The organism is Acidobacteriota bacterium (assembly GCA_016716715.1).
Classification (GTDB): domain Bacteria; phylum Acidobacteriota; class Thermoanaerobaculia; order UBA5066; family UBA5066; genus Fen-183.
In genome coordinates, this window is sequence record JADJVE010000003.1 from 312404 (window position 1) to 329718 (window position 17315).

The 17315-nt window shown below is 72.2% G+C and carries 11 protein-coding genes and 1 pseudogene; 6 read left to right on the plus strand and 6 right to left on the minus strand.

What is annotated here, in order from left to right; genetic code table 11:
• Window positions 1–52 precede the first annotated feature (52 nt).
• The 3 genes from IPL89_06270 to IPL89_06280 are packed head-to-tail and all read left to right on the plus strand — an operon-like array spanning window position 53 to window position 7900.
• Entirely contained in the window at window positions 53–5305 is a 5253-nt protein-coding gene (locus IPL89_06270) for a hypothetical protein (protein MBK9062787.1), read from the plus strand.
• Window positions 5302–7413, plus strand: coding sequence for a hypothetical protein (locus IPL89_06275; protein ID MBK9062788.1), 2112 nt, complete (start codon window positions 5302–5304; stop codon window positions 7411–7413). Before IPL89_06270 ends, IPL89_06275 begins: the two co-directional genes overlap by 4 nt.
• A 34-nt stretch (window positions 7414–7447) precedes the next feature.
• Window positions 7448–7900 carry a dCMP deaminase family protein gene (locus IPL89_06280; protein ID MBK9062789.1) on the plus strand — a complete coding sequence of 151 codons (453 nt, stop codon included), beginning with the start codon at window positions 7448–7450 and terminating at the stop codon, window positions 7898–7900.
• Here the strand turns inward: IPL89_06280 and IPL89_06285 are convergent, their stop codons facing one another.
• Both IPL89_06285 and IPL89_06290 read right to left on the minus strand, forming a co-directional pair.
• On the minus strand, window positions 7901–8242 hold the full coding sequence (locus tag IPL89_06285) for a PilZ domain-containing protein (GenBank protein ID MBK9062790.1): 342 nt from the start codon (window positions 8240–8242) through the stop codon (window positions 7901–7903).
• A gap of 69 nt (window positions 8243–8311) precedes the next feature.
• Complete coding sequence (locus IPL89_06290) at window positions 8312–10210, minus strand: TonB-dependent receptor (protein MBK9062791.1); 1899 nt, start codon at window positions 10208–10210, stop codon at window positions 8312–8314.
• A 55-nt stretch (window positions 10211–10265) separates the two neighbouring features.
• Between IPL89_06290 and IPL89_06295 the strand changes: the two are divergent.
• From IPL89_06295 to ygiD, 3 genes and pseudogenes are all read left to right on the plus strand, one after another.
• Window positions 10266–10532 (plus strand): annotated as a pseudogene (locus tag IPL89_06295) (metal-dependent hydrolase).
• 34 nt (window positions 10533–10566) lie between these two features.
• Entirely contained in the window at window positions 10567–11415 is an 849-nt protein-coding gene (locus IPL89_06300; GenBank protein MBK9062792.1) for a metal-dependent hydrolase, read from the plus strand.
• The gene (gene ygiD / locus IPL89_06305; GenBank protein ID MBK9062793.1) at window positions 11412–12182 is read left to right on the plus strand and encodes a 4,5-DOPA dioxygenase extradiol; all 771 of its coding nucleotides are present in this window, start codon (window positions 11412–11414) and stop codon (window positions 12180–12182) included. The genes IPL89_06300 and ygiD overlap by 4 nt, the downstream gene beginning before the upstream one ends.
• On the opposite strand, the gene IPL89_06310 is transcribed toward ygiD, so the two are convergent.
• The 4 genes from IPL89_06310 to IPL89_06325 form a co-directional block, all read right to left on the minus strand.
• The gene (locus IPL89_06310; GenBank protein MBK9062794.1) at window positions 12175–13593 is read right to left on the minus strand and encodes a hypothetical protein; all 1419 of its coding nucleotides are present in this window, start codon (window positions 13591–13593) and stop codon (window positions 12175–12177) included. The genes ygiD and IPL89_06310 overlap by 8 nt on opposite strands.
• A 71-nt stretch (window positions 13594–13664) precedes the next feature.
• Entirely contained in the window at window positions 13665–14264 is a 600-nt protein-coding gene (locus IPL89_06315) for a tRNA-(ms[2]io[6]A)-hydroxylase (protein ID MBK9062795.1), read from the minus strand.
• Complete coding sequence (locus IPL89_06320) at window positions 14261–15304, minus strand: hypothetical protein (protein ID MBK9062796.1); 1044 nt, start codon at window positions 15302–15304, stop codon at window positions 14261–14263. Before IPL89_06320 ends, IPL89_06315 begins: the two co-directional genes overlap by 4 nt.
• Entirely contained in the window at window positions 15301–17307 is a 2007-nt protein-coding gene (locus tag IPL89_06325; protein ID MBK9062797.1) for a M1 family metallopeptidase, read from the minus strand. Before IPL89_06325 ends, IPL89_06320 begins: the two co-directional genes overlap by 4 nt.
• Window positions 17308–17315 lie beyond the last annotated feature (8 nt).

A 17315-nucleotide genomic window follows, 5' to 3' on the forward strand; every position in this document is an offset into this window, starting at 1 on the left:
GGGCCCCGGCCGATCCGTGGCAGGATTGCGGGAACCTGAGGGGGACAACAAGATGAGACGGGGCCTCGGAACCGGGAGCCTGAAGGCCGGCCTTCTTGCGGCCGGCGTCTTTCTTCTTCTCGCGAACCGCGCGGACGCCGCCATCGTCCTCGCGCCAAACGCCGGGAGCGCCTTCCCGACGCAGTCGGCGCCCGTCACCGCGACGGTCTCGAGCGCGGCGGCGCTGCCGCCCGGATTCCACCCCCTCGTCATCACGGGCCTTCCGGCGGGCGTCACGACGGTGCCGGCGACCCCTGGCTACAACGGCTCGGGAGGGTTCGCCTTGTTCACGGCGGTCGTGAATTTCCAGTTCGCCGTCGGCGCGAACGCCGTCGCGGGCGGACCGTTTGCGATCACGGTGCGGGACACCGTCACGGCGAGCCAGGCGACGTTCAACCTCACGATCCTCGAGCCGAAGCTCAATCTCTCGATCACGACGCCGACGATTACGCTCGGCTCGGCGACCGTGAACGTCCTCGTGCGTGTTTCGCCGGACCCGGGATTCGGGGCAAACGTGGGAGCCGCCGGCGTGCCCCTCCTCTTCTCGGTCGACAACGTGCCGCTTCCGCCTTTGACGCCCGCGAACGTGACGGCCGGCGGCCAGAAGAACGAGTTCGCGCCCTACAACGCCACGCTCGGGTTTCCCTTCAGCCGGACGGGCGCCGTCGTCCCGGGCACGTACACCGTCCCCGTCATCGCGTTCTGGACGGGCACGACGCGCCTGACCCAGAGCGCGAACGCGATTCTGACGCTGAACATCCCGGACGTCGGGATCATCCCGCCGGGAGCCTTGACCGTCTGCAACGGGGGCCCGAGTCAGAGGGGCCTCTACACGTTCAACAGCGTGTTCGGGTACGCCGGAAACGCTCTGATCAACCCGATCTCCGTCCCGGCGGGAATCACCGAGACGTCGCCGAAATCGATCACGCTCGCGGCCGGGCAGAGCCTCGGCGGGCAGGCCTTCGCGATTCAGGCCGCGGGCGCGCCGCTGGGCGCGCAGTCCGTCACGTACCGGCTGCAGGACGCGGCCGCGGCCGTGAACAAGACGTTCCCGGTCGCGTTCACGGTCATCAACCCCGACGTCGCCGCGACGACCACGGCGGCTTCGATCTCGCTGCAGGCAGGCGGCGCGAGCCAGGCCTTCACGGCGAACACGGCCCCGCCGCCCGTGAGCTGCGGCGTCTCCCTCCGCGTCGACTACACGGTCACCGGGCTGCCGGCCGGCTTCACGCTGCCGGGAACCGTGAGCGTCAACCCGGTCGGGTTCACCTATCCCTCGGCGGCGCTCCCGATCTCCGCGGGCGCCGGCGTCGTGCCGGGCTCGTATCCCGCGAACGTTCATTTCAACGTCGCCGCCACGGGCCAGTCGGGAAACGTCCCGGTCACGGTGAACGTCTCCGGGGGCCCCGACTTCACGCTCAGCGCCGCGCCGAGCCCGATCACGATCAGGCAGGGCCAGACGGGCAACGTCGTGATCTCGCTGAACCCGCTGAACGGCTTCACCGCCACGGCGAACGGGAACGTGCCCGCGATTCAAAGCATCACGGCGAGCTGCGTCCCGGGGCCGAACTGCGGGAACGGCGGCCCGAACTTCACGATCTTCGGGGGCGGGCCCGCGACGATCGCCTTCACCGTCGCGGCCAACGCGGCGCCGGGGACGTACACGGCTCCCGTAAACGCGACCGCGGCCGGCGTGCCGGGAACGCGAACCGTCAACGTTTCGATCATCGTGCCGCCGCCGCCGGACTTCACGCTCACGGCGAACCCGTCGACTCTCACCCTCTCGCCAGGCGCGACCGGGACGATCACGTTCAGGATGACCGCACTCAACGGGTGGAACACGCCGACGACGCTTTCGATCCCCGCGATCCCGAACGTCACGGCGTCTCCGACGACGGGCCCGTTCCCCGGCACGGGCGGCTCGATCGACGTGACCTTCACGGCGGCGGCGGGCGCACCGAACGGGACGCTGCCCTTCACGGCCACCGCATCGACGCCTGTCGGGAACATCGCGGCGACGCGGTCGGCGGCGGCCACGATCGTGATCCAGCCCCCGCCGGACTTCTCGCTCACGGTGACGCCGCTGTCGCTGAAGGTGCTGCAGGGCGATACGGGAACGGTGACAGTCCGGGCGAACCCGCTTTACGGCTTCGCGGGCACGGTCGCCGTGACGATGCCTGCCGTCGGCGGCGTTTCTTTCGTGCCCCAGACGTTCTCTCTCGCGGCCGGCGCGAGCGCGAACGTGCAGGTCGTCACGGCGCCGTCGACGCCGGCGGGGACGAGCACGGTCACTGTTTCGGGGACGGCGCCGGGCGTGGCAGGGCCGCGCACGGGGAGCTTCTCGCTCACCGTCGATCCGAAAGCCGACTTCAGTCTGATCGTCCAGCCGCCGAGCGCGACCCTCGCGCCGCTCGGGACGACGCAGGTCACGGTAACGGTCCAGGCGCTCAACAGCTTCGCAGGCTCCGTCGACGTCACGGCGCCGACGACGTTGCAGGGCATCTCGTTCAGCCCGCTCACGGCCTCGATCCCGGCCGGAGGGAGCCGGACGTTCGACGTCGCGGCGAGCGCCGTCGCAAGCGGCACTTCGGCGGGGAGCTTCACGGGCACGGCGGCGGGCGTGACGGGCTCGCGCGCCGCGACGTACTCAGTCTCCATCACGGCGGCGCCGGACTTCCAAGTCCAGCTGACGCCTCCCTCTCTCGTCCTTCCGCCCGGCACGACGGGCCCCTCGAGCGTGTCGGTCGTTCCGATCAACGGGTTCGCAGGCACCTTCAACGTTGCTGTCGCGCCCCCGGCCGGGATCACGGTCGCTCCGCTTTCGATCCCCAACGTGGCCGGGAACACGCCAACCCCGTTGATCGTGACGGTCGCCTCCGGGATTTCGGGCGTATTCGACGTTCCGGTGACGGCGACCTCGACGCAGACCGGCCTCCTCCGCTCCACGACGCTTCGCGTCTCGGTTCCGGCTCAGGACTACACCCTCACGGCGGTCCCGGCATCGCTCGTTCTCGCGCCGGGCGGCTCGGCGCCCGTGACGATCACGTCGAGCCCGATCAACGGCTTCTCGGGCATCGTCACGGTCGTCCCCGCGCTTCCTCCGGGCGTCGACGTCGACCAGAAATCGTTCACGCTCGGGCCGGGGGAGGCGAAGACCGTCACGGTCTCGCTCCTGCCCGGCGCCGCCTCGTTCGTGAGCCTTCCGTTCAACGGCACAACGCCGGGGGGCCCGTCGCACTCGACGAGCGTCGCCATCTCCTCCCAGACGACACCGGACTTCACGCTCACCGTCACGCCGTCCGTCATCAATCTTCCGGCCGGAGGCCGCGCCTCGGCTCAAGTCACCCTTGTCCCGCTGAACGGCTGGTCGGGCGGCGTGGACGTCGCGGCGACCGGCTCCTCGGGCATCTCGGTCGTGCCGGCGGCGTTCCCGCTGCTGCCGGGCGTCCCCTATCCGGTGGAGATCCGCGCGGCGGACGACGCGCCTCCGGGAGCGGTCACGCTCTTCTTCAAGGCCTCCGGCGCGAACGGAGGCGCGGGCGTCACCGTCACGCGCACCGTCAACGTCCAGGTCTCGGTCGCGGCCGCGGACTTCAACGTGCGCATCACGCCGCCCGCACCTTCGATCGTCGCGGGCCGGACCGCGGACCTCTCGCTCCTCCTCGAGCCGATTGGCGGGTTCGGCGGCACCGTGGTCGTCACGCCCGTCTCCATGCCGCCCGGCGTGACGCTCACGCCGCCGCAGCCCTCTCTCACGCCCAACGTCCCGCAGGCCGCGACGCTCTCGATTCCCCGCAGCCTCTCGCCCGGCTCGTATACGCTCGTCTTCCGCGCGGATGAGGTCCCGTCACCGACCGTGCGCCGCCGGCCGCTCCTCCTGTCGAAGACGCTCAACCTCCCGCTCACGGTTCTGGCGGCGTCCGGCGGGTTCACGGTCACGGTCTCGCCGACGACCGCCCTCGTATCGCCGGATCAGGCCGTCGCCGTCCGCTACGAGCTCCGCAGCCTCTCGGACGCGCCGCTCACGATCACGGGCGACACGTACCTGCTGCGCGACCGCTCCGGCGTCGTCCTCGGCTCCGTCGTCGAGCCGCTCTCTCTCGTGCTCCCGCCGCGCGGCACCGTGATCGTGTCGAACACGGTCCTCGTGACGGGGGAGCAGTTCGGGAAGGCCGGCTCCCCGCCGGTCGTCCTCGCGGACCGCACGTTCCGCGCGACGCCCGACGCGACGGGTTACGTCCCGAACGCCACGGCGACCGTCACGGCCACCGCCGCGAACTCGCTCCTCTCGACGGCTTCGGCCACGCGCATTTCGATCGTCTACCCGCCGTCCGGCACGCTCGTCGGGCGCGGCAACTCGCTGCGCGCCCAGGGGCTCGTCGTCGGCAGCGGCACGGGGAACCTGCTCGTCGGCTGGTTCTTCGACGGCATCCTCGTCGAGACGGCGACGGTGCCGCTCCAAAACGGCACGCCGACGTCCGTGTCGAACGCGATCACCCTTCCGACGCTGGTCTCGGGTAACCACGAGATCGCCCTCTCGGTCCTCGCTCCGAACACGCTCTCGTCGCCGCCGGTCCAGATCTACGTCGAGGAGGGGCAGCAGACGCTCCGGCTCGTCTCGCCGACGGCGGGCGCGGTTCTCTCCCCTGCGTTCGGCGCGCCGACCTTCGCGTGGATCCCGGTGCCGGGCATCGCCCGGTACGGCGTGGGCCTGAGGCGGCGCGCTCCGGGCGCGCCCTGGCGCTGGTCCTACACGACCGACACCCGCTGGAGCCCGCCGGCCTCGCTCTGGACCTCGCTCTCCGAGGGCGAGTACGAGTGGGGCGTGCGCGGCTTCACGAACACCGGCCGCGCGTTCCTCGACTCGCAGAGCGGCGGCGCGTCCGCGCCGCCCACGAGCGAGGGCTCTCTCGACATGGCCGAGGGCTGGACGGTTTCGTCCGCGCAAGGCCGGTTCTCGATCGGCGGCGCGGAGGCGGCCCTGCAGAACCTCCACGGCCGCGCGACCGCCGACACGGCGGGCGTGCGGTTCGTCTGGGACGAGCTTGCAGGCGCGCTCTACGTCCACACGCTCTACGAGCAGGCGCCGGACGGCCTGAAGCGGGTCAGGACCGAGCTCCTGAACAAGCCGTTGCTCCTGATTCCGACCAGCGCCCTGCCGCGGGGCGGCCCTTTCCTGTGGCGGGTTTCCGCGCTCGACAAGGACGGGCGTGCGCTCGGCACCACGGCCGCCGCGCCCGTTCCGGTCGCCGGAGGTGGGCGGTGAGGCGCGCCGCCCGCGTCTTCGCGCTCGCCGCGGCGCTTGCGGTGCTCGCGGGAACCGCGTCCGCACAGGTGACGCCGATGGGCGCCTCGCCGGTCGCGGCGTCCGCGGCGACCGCCGCGTCTCTGGCGGCGCCGCCGGAGGCGCCTCCCGCTGCCGCCGCCACGGACGCTCCGCCGCCGGGCTTCGTGCTCGTCGAGCCGCTCGGCGAGGTCGCGACCGTGCGGCCCGTCATCACGTTCCGGCCCGCCGCTTCCGACTTCACGCTCGTGCAGATGACGCTCGACGGCGTGATCGTGACGCAGCTCGTCTCGGCGAACGGGGGCATCTGGCGCTTCGAGCCCTTCGTCGAGATCTCGGGCGGCGCGCACACCGTGGACGTCGTTTACACGGCGCTTGGAGTCTCCTCGGCGGTCGCGTGGACGTTTCACACGTCGGCGCCGCCGCCGCACCCCGAGTCCGCCTTCGGCTGGTCGTTCGGCGCCGAGATCGCGCGCACGCACGGCGAGCCCGTCGGCCGCGAGGGCCCGACGACGAACGGGACGACGATCACGGGCGTCCCGCATCTCGAAGGCTCCGTCACCGACAACGTCTCGGGCGTCCAGACCGCGTTCAACGGGACGCTGGCGCAGAACGTCGACCCGAGCGCCCTGCCGCAGCACGTGACGCCGCCCGCGGTCGTCGTGACCGCGAAGGCCGGGGCCGTATCCGGTGCGCTCGGTAACGGCCCGGTCGAAACGTTCGCGCCGTCTCCGCTTCTTCAGACGGTGTCGACGCGCCGCGGCATCGAGCTCGGTCTCGACACGAAGCTCGTGTCGATGCGCGCCTTCGGCAACTTCGAGGACGGGCTCCCGGCCTCGACGGGCGTCAACGAGTTCCGCCAGACGCTCTACGGCGTCGCCGTCATGCCGAAGCTCGGCACGGATCGCCTCAAGGTCCGCGTCCTCTACCAGTACGTCGAGGACGAAAAGGACCCGCTCTTCGTCACGCCGCCGGCCCTCTCCCCGCCGTACGGCGAGGCCGGAGCGGCGGGCACGGCCCAGACGCAGCCCGCGTTCTACGGCTCGGCGCCGAAGAAGGGCCAGCTCCTCTCCTTCTCGGCCGACCTTCTCCTCGAGCCGACGTCGAACCTCACGCTCCGCGGCGAGGCCGTCCGGAGCGAGTTCACGAGCGACCGGACGTCGAGCCCGCTCCAGACCGACTGGGCCTACGCGATCCTCCTGACCGCGAACCCGCTCGGGTTCTCGTTCGCCGGCGGCGTCCGCCTCATCGGCGACAACTTCGGCGCGCCCGCGAACCCCGCGCTGATCGCGGGCCGCAAGGTCTACGACGGCTCGATCTCCCGATCGTTCGGCGCGCTCTCGCTCTCGGCGAACTACGCCCACACCGGCGACTCGGGCGGCGCCGGGTCCGGGACGACGGGATTCACGACTCCGACCGGCCGCGCCGACGCGGGCGCCCTGACGGCGTCCTACAGCTTCGCCGCGACCCGCACGTCCGTGTCGGCTTCGCTGCAGGAGAACAAGGCGGAGTCGGCGGGTTCGACGAACAGGTCCACGAATCTGAACCTCTCGGCCGCCCAGCCCCTCGGCGAGTTCCAGTTCTCCCTCGGCCTCCTCGGCGGCCGCCAGGAGACCGACGGCCTTTCCACGAGCCAGGCCGAGACCCGCGGCGCGACATTCGGCCTTTCGCGGCAGGGGAACGTCTTCTCCGTTCAGACGAGCGCCGGCGTGAACCAGTCCGAGAACCGTCTGACGGGCGACGTCACGACGAGCCTCAACGTGGCCATCACGCCCGACGTCGCTCTGTTCAACCGGATGGTGAACATCACGCCTCTCGGGTCGTGGACGCGGCAGACGGCGACGGGCGGCCTCTCGGACTCGAGCTCGTGGAGCTGGGGCGGACGGCTCACGGTCCGCACGTGGGGAAAGATCCGCGGCTTCGCCCTCTGGGCGCAGTACCTCGAGTCCGCCATGGCGCCGCACGCCGAGGACCAGGCGATCACGCGCGACCGGCGGTTCGGGGCGGGCCTCGCGGTTCTCTTCGGCGGCGGCTCGCTCGCGCCGTCGGTCGCCCAGCAGACGATCACGCCGCAGCTCGGCCTGAGGTAGAGACCCGGCGGCGCCCGGTTATGATTCCGGCCCGATGGCGCCCCGGGTCGACTGGCACCGCTACTTCATGAACATCGCGCACGAAGTCGCGAGCCGGGCGACGTGTCCGCGCAAGCACGTCGGCGCGGTCGTGGTGCGCGACAAGCGCATCCTCTCGACGGGCTACAACGGCTCTCTGCGCGGCCTCCCGCATTGCGACGAGGCCGGCTGCCTGATGGAGGACGGCCACTGCGTCGCGACCGTTCACGCGGAGGCGAACGCGATCCTGCAGGCCGCGATGAACGGCGTGAGGATCGAGGGCGGGGAGATCTACACGACGGCGTCGCCCTGCTGGAACTGCTTCAAGCTCATCGCGAACTCGGGCCTTTCGGCCGTGTACTTCGGGGAGTTCTACCGCGAGAAGCGCATCCACGACTACGCGGAGAAGGTGGGGATCCAGCTCGTGGACCTCTCGGCCCTTTCGACCCTTTCGCCGCCGCCCGCCTGATCAGTTGCGCCGGCGCGCGGAGCGCGCGAGAAACTCCTCGACCATCCTGGCGGCCGCCTGCGGAAGGCGGAAGAAGCGCGCCCCGAAACCCGGGCGCCCCTTCTCGGCGCGCCGCACCACGATGACCTCGCCCGTCACGATCTTCCCGCTCCGGTCGTTGGGAAGCGTGAAGCTGATCTCGAGGCGCGAGCCGACGGGCGCGGGCTCGTCCGTGGCCGTGAAGAACCCGCTCTCCGAAAGGTCCGTCAAGCGGCCCTCGGCATGGTTCCCGTCGCGCCAGAACGTGAGCTCGGCATCGAGGGGAACGCGGGGGGCGCGGGTCTTCTGAGGGACGTCGTCCATGTGTTCAGGGGAAGTGTCGCGAACCTCCGCGAGTCTACGCGCCGAAAACGCCCGCGACTGTGCGGCCCGTCACCAGGTCAGGTTGAATCCCGCGAGGGCCGTTCGCCCGGGCTGCGGGACCCCCGGCACGTCCTCGTAGCGGACGTCCCCGAGGTTTTCGCCCTCGACGAAGAGCTCGAGGATGCGGCCCTGAAAGGCCTGCCACGAGAGGCGGGAGGACAGCAGCCAGACGCCGTCCGCGAAGCTCGGGCGCGAGAAGTACGTGAAGCGCGCGGTGAGCCCGAGGGAGACGGGGAGCGCGAGGCCGACGACCGCGTCGGTCTTCACGTGGAGGGGATCGAGGACGTAGCGCCCCTCGGCGGCGCCGCCGGCCGCGGCGGAGAGAGCCGCGAGGTCCGTGAAGATCCAGGCCGCCTGGACGGACAGCGTCGAAAGGAACGCCGGGCGCCCGCGTTCCCACGCCGCGGAGATCTCGATCCCGTCGGTGACGGCGGAGAGGACGTTGCGTGCGTGAAACACGGGGTCGCCGGGCGTCCGCACGAAGTCGATGAGGTTCGTCGCGTCGCGGTGGAAATACCCGGCGTCGAGGCCGACCGGCCCGGCCGCGAGCTTCACGCCCACATCGACCGACCACGCCGTCTCGGGCTCGAGGTCCGGGTTCCCGGCGGACTGCGGGTCCCTGTAATAGAGCTCCGTGAACGTCGGGACCCGGAAGCTCGTGCCGAAGGACGCGCGGAGCGTGAGGGGCGGCGCGACGCGCACGGTCAGCCCCGCGTAGGGCGAGACGCGCGAGCCGTAGTCGCCGTACGTGTCGGCCCTCAGGCCGGCGCGGAATCCGCCGGAGCCCGGCGCGGAGGCGTTCCACGCGCGCGCGAACTCGGCGAAGACCGCGCCGCGGTTGCGGGCGTGTTCGCCGAGGTTCGACGAGGCGATGGTGTCGCGCCCGCCCTCCACGCCGGCCGCGACCGAGCCGCCGAGCGCCGCGTGGCTCACGGAAATTCGGGCCGTCGAGGTGACGGTGTCGCTGAGGTTCTCGTAGAACGACGGGTTCTCGCGGTCGAGCACGAAGTCGTCGTGGTGGGCGCGGGCGAAGACGGACGGCGTCAGCGTGAAGCCGCCGAGCGCGAGCGAGCCGCCGAGCGTCGCCGTGCGTGTGCGCGTCGACTCCTGCTGGTTCGGGAACGCCGTTCCATAGAAGGAGTACGCGCCGAAGCGGCGATCCGCGATCCCGAGGCCGAGCGTGACGGGCCCCTTCCCGGTGTCCCACCGGCTCGAAAGGCGCAGGATCTCCGTCGCGGACTCGGTGTCTTCGCGGAATCCCGCCGTCTCCGCGCGCCACCAGTCCACGCCGACGGTGACGGGCTCGGCCACGCGCACCGCGAGGCGCGCGCCTCCCTGGTCGAGGGACTGCGTCCCGTGTGCGTAGCGCCCCTCGAGCTGGACGGCCGCGCGCCCGAGGGCGCCGCCGCGCGTCACGATGTTCACGGCGCCGCCGACGGGGTTCGAGCCCCAGACGGCCGAGCCGGGGCCCGCGAGGACCTCGATGCGCTCGATCGCGGCGACGGGGACGTCGAGGTCGAAGGAGAGGTGATTGCTCTGCGGGTCGTTCACGGGCTGCCCGTCCACGAGGACGAGCGTCCCGTTGAAGTCGCCGCCGCGGATTCCGACGTCCGCCTGCACGCCGCCGGGGCCGCGCCGCCTCACGTCGACGCCGAGGACGGAGCGCAGGACGTCCGGCACCGTGTGCGCGCCCGGCAGCGCGTCGATCTCCTCGCGTGACACGACGCGGACGACGGCTGTAGGAGGCGCGTCGTCGAGGCGGCTCGAAACGACGGTGACCTCGCGGCGGACCCGCGGCGGGTCGTCCGGCTCCGGGCCGTCCTGCGCGGCGGCCCGCAGCGCGAGGCCGAGGCCGAGAGCCAGGCTGGCGCCGACCGCGCGCAGGGAGACGAAGAGAGGCGGCCTCACGCGGGCGAGGATAGCGAATGGCTGCGGGCCCGCCCTTTGCGGGTAAAGTCCGCCGGTGGACACGCTGACGCACGGGTTCGCGGGAGTGCTTCTCGCGCGGGCCCTCCCGGGGACGGGGGACGAGAGCCTCGACCGCGCCTTTGCGCGACGCGAAGCCTGGCTCGGGTTCTGTGCCGCCATGTTCCCGGACGCGGACGCGCTCGTCTCGCCGTTCTCGCCCGAGTTCTACATCACGCAGCACCGCGGCCTCACGCACTCGTTCGTCCTCCTGCCCGCTTGGGCCGTCCTGCTGGCGCTCGCCGCGGCGTCTCCGGCCGCCCGCCGCCGCGGGAGAACCCGGCAGCCCCGCGCGACGCGTGTTCCACGCGCGCCTCGCGGCCGTCTCCGGCGTCGCGGTCCTGTCGCACGTCCTCATGGACTGGATCACGTCCTGGGGGACGATGTTCTTCTCGCCCCTCGACTGGTCGCGTTTCACGCTCGACTGGGTCTTCATCCTCGACGCGATCCTCACGGGCCTCCTGCTCCTCGGCCTCGCGGGCATGTGGGCCGTCGCGTCGCGCCGCGGACTCGCGCGCTCGCGCGTCGCGGCGCGTGCCGGCCTCCTTGCGGCGACGGCCTACGTCTTCTTCTGCGGGGCGAGACACGCCGAGGCCGAACGCCTCCTCGCGCGCCTCGCGCCCTCCCCGGTTTCCCGCGCCGCCATCCCGCAGCCCGGCTCGCCCGACCGCTGGCTGCTCCTCGCCGGCGACGGGACGAACGTCTCGGCGTCCTTCGTCGACCTCGGCAAGCGCGGGCGTGAAGGGACACGCGCGGCCGGCTCCGAGGAGCTCGCGCGCACGGGCTATGCGGGCGGCCTCACGGCCATTCTCGAGCACCTCGGCGGCGTCTACCGCTCGCGCGACGACCTCCTGACACGCACGATCCCGCACGCGAACGGGCCCTTCGCCGCGCGCACCCTGGAGACGGGCGTGGCGGGCGTCTTCGGCCGCTTTGCGCGCTTCCCGGCCGCGCGCGAGGAGAACCAGGCCGACGGAAGCGTCCGCGTCGTCCTGCGCGACGTCCGGTTCGGGTATCTCGCGCCCGAGGTCGACCCGTTCACGTACGTCGTGCATTACGACGCGGCGGGCCGTCTCCTCTCCGCGGGCTTCCCGTCGGGCCGGTGGATGCGCGGCGAGGCGGCTTCGGGCGTGGGGGCGGCGCGATGACGCGAATGCCGGTTCTTTTCGTGGGCCACGGGTCGCCGATGAACGCGATCGAGGACAACCCATGGAGCCGCGGCCACGCGGCGCTCGCGACCCTCGTGCCGAAGCCGCGCGCGATCCTCGCCGTCTCCGCGCACTGGGAGTCGGACGGCACGTTCACGACGCGGGACGACCCGCCCGCCACGATTCACGATTTCGGCGGCTTCCCGGCGGCGCTCTACGCGATGCGGTATCCGGCGCCCGGCGACGCCACGCTGGCCGAACGCGCCGCGGCGCTCGCGGGAGGCTCCGCCGCGGACGGGCGCGGCCTCGACCACGGGACGTGGGCGGTGCTGCACCGGATGTACCCCGCGGCCGATGTCCCCGTCGTCCAGCTCTCCCTCGACGTCGGGCTCGACGCCGAAGGGCACCTCGCGGCGGGGCGCGCGCTCGCGCCGCTGCGCGACGAGGAGGTCCTGATCCTCGCGAGCGGGAACCTCACGCACGATCTCCGTGACGCGTTCTCGCGCATGCGCCGCGGCGACCGGGCGACGCCCGACTGGGCGGAGCGCTTCGACGGCGACACGGCGCGGGCGCTCGAGGCGCGCGACGGAACGTGGCTCGCGCAGGCCCTCGAGACGCCGGACGGCCGCCGGGCGCATCCGACGGCGGAGCACTGGCTGCCGATCCTCTACGCGTTCGGGGCTTCGGACGCAAAGGACGCGGCAAGCTTCCCGGTCACGGGCTTCGACCTCGGGTCGCTCTCGATGCGCTGCGTCCTCTTCACCTGAGCGCCTTCTCGTAGAGCTCGCGCGAGTCGATGCGCGTGAGCGTCTCGTCGTGCTTCGGGCTCGCCCCGTCGAAGTTCACGGCGTTGTAGGGCTGGCCATCCCAGCGCTCGCCCGTCGCGAGGTTCTTGGTGCCCCAGCTGTCGGAGTGATAGACCACGCCGCCCTCGACCGACGAGATCCAGTCCGACGTCCCGCGGATGTACGACGTGCGCTGGTAGTCGATGTAGTCCTGGCTGCGCTGCCGCTCGTCGTACGCGGCCTGCATCATGGAACGGATCTCCTGCGCGTTGCGCGCCACGATCGCGGCCGTCTCCTGCTGCAGCTGCCTGAGGCGCGCGAGGCCGTTCGCGACGTACTGCTTCGCCCAGGCGTCGTTCACGCGATACGAGGCGAGCATCTCGACGAACGTCGGGAGGAGGCCGCTCCACTCCTCGGCGGGCGCGCCGACGGACAGGTGGAGGAAGCTCCAGTTCGTGTCCATCCGCGAGCCGAAGGAGATCCCGAACGTGTAGCCGCGGCAGCGCCGCCCCTTCGCGGTCGACGAGTGGAGGAACTCCTCGACCGTCACCGAGCCGGCCGTGTACACGCGCGCCATTTCCCTCGCGAGGTCCGGCCGGGGGATGACGCGGTCGGCGCGCATGTCGGACGAGAGACCGGCCACCGACATGAGGAAGGGAAGTGCGCGGTGCGGCTCGAGGAGCGGCGACACGATCGTCCCCTTCGGGTGGACGCCGACGCGCGGCGTCAGGAAGTTCGCGTCCGCGACCGCGAAGCTGCGCGAGCCGGACGCGTCCGCCGCGAGGAAGTGGCCGCGGCCGAGCTCGAGGACCTGGAAGTCGCGCGGGATCGAGAACGACGCCGAGCCCTCGCGCAGCCGGTACGAGACGAGCGGGAGCGGGGCCGGTGCGGCCCGGCCGGCTGCCGCGTACGCCCCGCGCAGGATGCGCACGTTCGCGAGGACGGTGAGGAGGATGCGCCGCTCGGAGCTGAGCCGGCCGTCGCCGGCCTCGATGCTTTCCCAGAGGAACGTCCGGTCGGCGCCGCCCGAGACCCACGCGCGCATCTCGCGCCGTCCGAGGCGCGGGTGCGTGAAGCGCCCGTCGAAGACGACACGCCGCCGGTCCGGGGAGACGCGCGAGGCCGTGATGGAGAAGTCCGGGAAGCGCGCCGCGATCCCGCCCGTGAACCGGCGCACGAGCGCGGGGACGTCGTTCCCGGCCGGGCTCGTCCCGAAGAAGAGGGCCGCCTCGGACGCGCCGCCCGGAGCGGAGACCGAGACGGTCTTGAAGCCCGGCTGCTCGCCCTCCGACACTTCCCAGCCCTTCGGCGCGTAGAGCACGAACGTCGCGCTCTTCGTGACCACTTTCTGCATGGGGGGAGGCGCGGCGGCCGCGGACAGGGCAAGAATCACCCCGGCGAGCACATCCTGAATCTCGGAGCGGCGCCGGCCCGGCGCCATGAAGCAAACGGATCAGTCGGGGATCAGGCCGCCCCGTGGACGGCGATTTCGCGCCGGGGGACCGCCGCGAGGGCGGCAGCCTCCACGTCGAGCATCTCGTCGAGTCTCTTCTCGGTCGCCGCGTCGCCCGCGTGCGCCGCCGCGAGATCGAGGTAGACCGGGCCGTGCCGGGCCTCGGCCTCGGCGAGCTCGCCGTAGAACTTCGCGAGGCGCGGGTCCGTGACGCGCTCGAGCAGGCGCTCGAAGCGCTCGTGGCTGCGGGCCTCGATGAGCGCGGCGACGAGGAGGAGATCGAGACCGCGGGCGGGCTCGGCCCCGCTGCGGCAGGCCGCGCGCAGCCCGGCGACGTACCAGTTGCGGCGCTTCGTGTGCAGCGGCGCGCCGTGGTGCTTCGCCTCGCGCGACGCTTTGCGGAAGTGCGTGAGCTCCTCGGCGGCGAGCGCCGAGAGCGCGTCCGCGAGGCCCGGCACGCCGGGGTAGGAGCCGACGAGCGAGAGCGCATACACGGAGGCCTGCAATTCGCAGACGGCGTGGTCGGCGAGGAACGCCGGGAGGTTCTCCGGGGCGAGGACGCGGTCGGCCCAGGCGACCGGTGTCTTCGAGCGGAGGGCGATCGCGTTCACGACCCGGGCGCCGGCTCCGCCGCGGGCTCGGACTCGGACGTGAGCTTCGGCGACGGCGCCGTCGCGGGCGACTCGGACGCCCGCGCGAGGAACGCCGATGCGGCGCCGAGGTGCGCGGCGCGGGCGAGGATGCGGAGGAACACGACGACCTGCTGGCCGAGAACGACGAGAGCGAGGGCGGCGGCGTCCTTCCCGTCCCACACGGGCGCGAGGAGCGCCCAGAGGAGCAGGGGCAGGATGCCGAAGGCGCCGAAGAGGACTTCGAGCGCGAGCGCCCGGGCCGGCCGGCGCGCGAGGAACCCGAGTGCGGTCCCGAACGCGCCGACGAGGTTCGCCCTCCCCGCGCGTCCCATTGCCGCGCGCGTGTAGAGGACGACGAGGCGCACGAGCGCGGCGGCGACGAGGAACGCGCCGAGCCTCAGGAGGGAGAGGAGAATCGCCTCCCACTCGTAGCGCAGGTCCTCGGCCTCGTAGAGGGTGCCGGTTGCCACGTAGATCCAGCGGTACGCGGCGGCGATCCCGGCGAGCGAGAGCGCGCCGAGGAGGAGCGAGGCCGGCGCGAAACGCGCGGCGTCGGCTCCGAAGGCCGCGAGGCTGCCGCGGTCCTCTTCCGCGCCGAAGCGCCCCGCGAAGCCCCCCGCGAGGAGCGCCGCGAGCGCCGCCGCGAGGACCGCGAAGCCGGCGGCGGAGCTCGCGAGGCCGGTCGTGCTCAGGAACCCGGAGAGCGGCCTGCGTCGGCCGGCCCCGCGCTCGCCGTCGTCGCCGGTCGCGATCGCGTCCCACGCGGACAGGTCGCCGAAGACGTCCGGGCGGGCCCGCGAGATCTCGCCGTAGAACTCGAAGAGGGGCGCGTTCGCCGCGGCGAGCCGGGCCGCCCACGGGCTTTTGTCCAGCGCCTGCCGCAGCGCCGCGTTCACGGGGTGCGCGAACGCGTACGCGAGGAGGAGGTTGAAGACGAGCGCGAGGAGGAGCGCCTTCCACGTGCCGAGCGCCGAGAGGACGCCGCGCGAGGCGAGAACGAGGACGGAGTCGCGCTTCACGGGATCACCGTCCATCCGAGCAGGGAGAACGCCTCGAGGAGGTTCTGCGCCCAGAACATGAACCGTGCGGTCCACGCGCGCGAGGCGCGCGGGTCGGGCTCCGTGCGGCGGCCATTGTTCAGCGTATTGCCGTCGAGCAGGCACTTGCGCGCCGGGTCGACCTCGGCCGAGACGAGCTTCGGCCCGCGGAGCTTCCATCGGATCCAGGAGTCGGCGCCGGACCATGGCCGCATCAGCGTCGAGCCGTCCGCGAACGTGAAGACGACGTCGACCGGCCAGACCGCCTCGCCGTAGCGCTGAACGACGACGGTGGACTCGTACGTGCCCGCCCCGCCCTTCTTCGCGGCTTCGAATTTCCGTTCGGACCCCTCGCCCGAGAAGCCCGTGAGGCCGGACGCCTCGCGCGTCTCGACCGACGTGACGGCGTAGTCCACCGAACCCGCCGTCGCGACGATCCCTGCGAAGGAGCCGGCCGCGCCCGCGCCCGCGACCTCGCTCACGACGCCGAGGAAGTCGGCCGTCGTCGGGTGCTCGAAGGCGAATCGCGTCGCGTACGTCTTCATGACCTTCGCCCAGAGGCCTTCGCCGAACGTGCGCTCGCACGATCGGAGGAGCAGCGTCGTGCGGAGGTACGCGTTGTTGCGGACGGCGTCGCCGTTCAGCTGGCGGTACGAGGGGACGGCCTGGGCGTCCGAGCGCGAGGCGAGCTGCCAGCGGTGGAAGCGGTCCGTCGAACCGAAGGGATACGGCACGGTCACGCCCGCGAACGTCACGGGGAGGCCGTAGAAACGGACGACGAGGGACGGGTTGCCGTACGCGGCCTCGAGCGCCTTCGCCGTGGCGTAAGAATTGAACCCCTCGTCGAGGTGCGCCTCCTCGACCTCGTTCGACGCCAGCATCCCGTAGAAGACCTGGTGGCCGTACTCGTGGATCGTGACGCTCTCGGGCGAGTGGGCCTTCTTCGGCGCGATCTCGCGGCCGCCGCCGACGAAGAGCGTCGGGTACTCCATTCCCTCCGTGTGGCTCCCCCACGGCGGGTCGACGACCGTCACGACGGGGTAGGGGTACGGGAGGTAGCGGGTCCCGAAGTCCTCGAGGCCGACCTTCGTCGCCTTCAGGTATCGGTCCCGGAGAGGGCGGTGGTCGGGCTGCAGGAGGAGGACGATGTCGACGTTCGGGAGACCCTTCGCGCTGAACGTGTCGCGCACGACCTCGAAGCGTGGGCAGGCCGCGAACGCGAAGTCGTGGACGTCCTCGGCGACGAAGCGCGCGCGCACGAGGCCGCCCGCGAGCTCGGTCTCTTCCTTGAGGACGCCGGTTCCCCCGATGTGCCCTTTGTCCGCCGCGGGCAAGGCGAGCGTCACGTCGTAGTCGCCGAAGTCCGCGAAGAACTCTGTGCCCGCGTGGAACTGGTGGGCGTTCCAGCCGGCGTCCGTCGCCACGCCGAGCTTCGGGAACCACTGCGCGCCGAGAAGGTAGTCGTCCTTCCAGCCGGTCCGCGCCACGGCGCGCGGAAACTTCGCCTCCCAGTCCACGCGAAAGACGAGCGTCTCGCCCGGGGCGACGGGCCGCGGCAGCGGGACCGAGACGAGCGTGCGGTCGTCCGGGTTGCCGTCGTCGGGGGAGACGTACTTCAAGCCGGGTGTCAGGTCCGTGCCGTCGTCGAGGGCGATCCGGTGGATCTCCGACCAGCCCCAGCGCGCCGGGTCTTTCGCGGCGAGGCCGCGGTCGCCGCGCCCGCCGCCGCGGGCCTGCTCGACGAGCCACGTCGAGCGGTCGTTCCGCCACGCGTTGAGGTACAGGTGGAGCGCGAGGTCCGTGAAGGCATGCGTCGTGCGGTTCGTGAAGCGGACGGTCTCCTTGCCCGCGACGACGTGCTCGGTGTTCACGGACGCCTCGATCGTGTACGAGGCGACCGGCGGCACGCGGGGGCCCGCGTCGAGACGCGTGGCGGCGAGGAGTGCGGCGAGGGCGGCCAGCCGCGCGGCGCGAGGGTGGATCACGACGGGGG

Excerpts from the sequence above, each read along its gene's own strand:
- IPL89_06270 (MBK9062787.1), top strand. The coding sequence starts at position 53 with ATGAGACGGGGCCTCGGAACCGGGAGCCTGAAGGCCGGCCTTCTTGCG.
- IPL89_06280 (MBK9062789.1), top strand. The coding sequence starts at position 7,448 with ATGGCGCCCCGGGTCGACTGGCACCGCTACTTCATGAACATCGCGCAC.
- IPL89_06285 (MBK9062790.1), bottom strand. The coding sequence starts at position 8,242 with ATGGACGACGTCCCTCAGAAGACCCGCGCCCCCCGCGTTCCCCTCGAT.
- ygiD (MBK9062793.1), top strand. The coding sequence starts at position 11,412 with ATGACGCGAATGCCGGTTCTTTTCGTGGGCCACGGGTCGCCGATGAAC.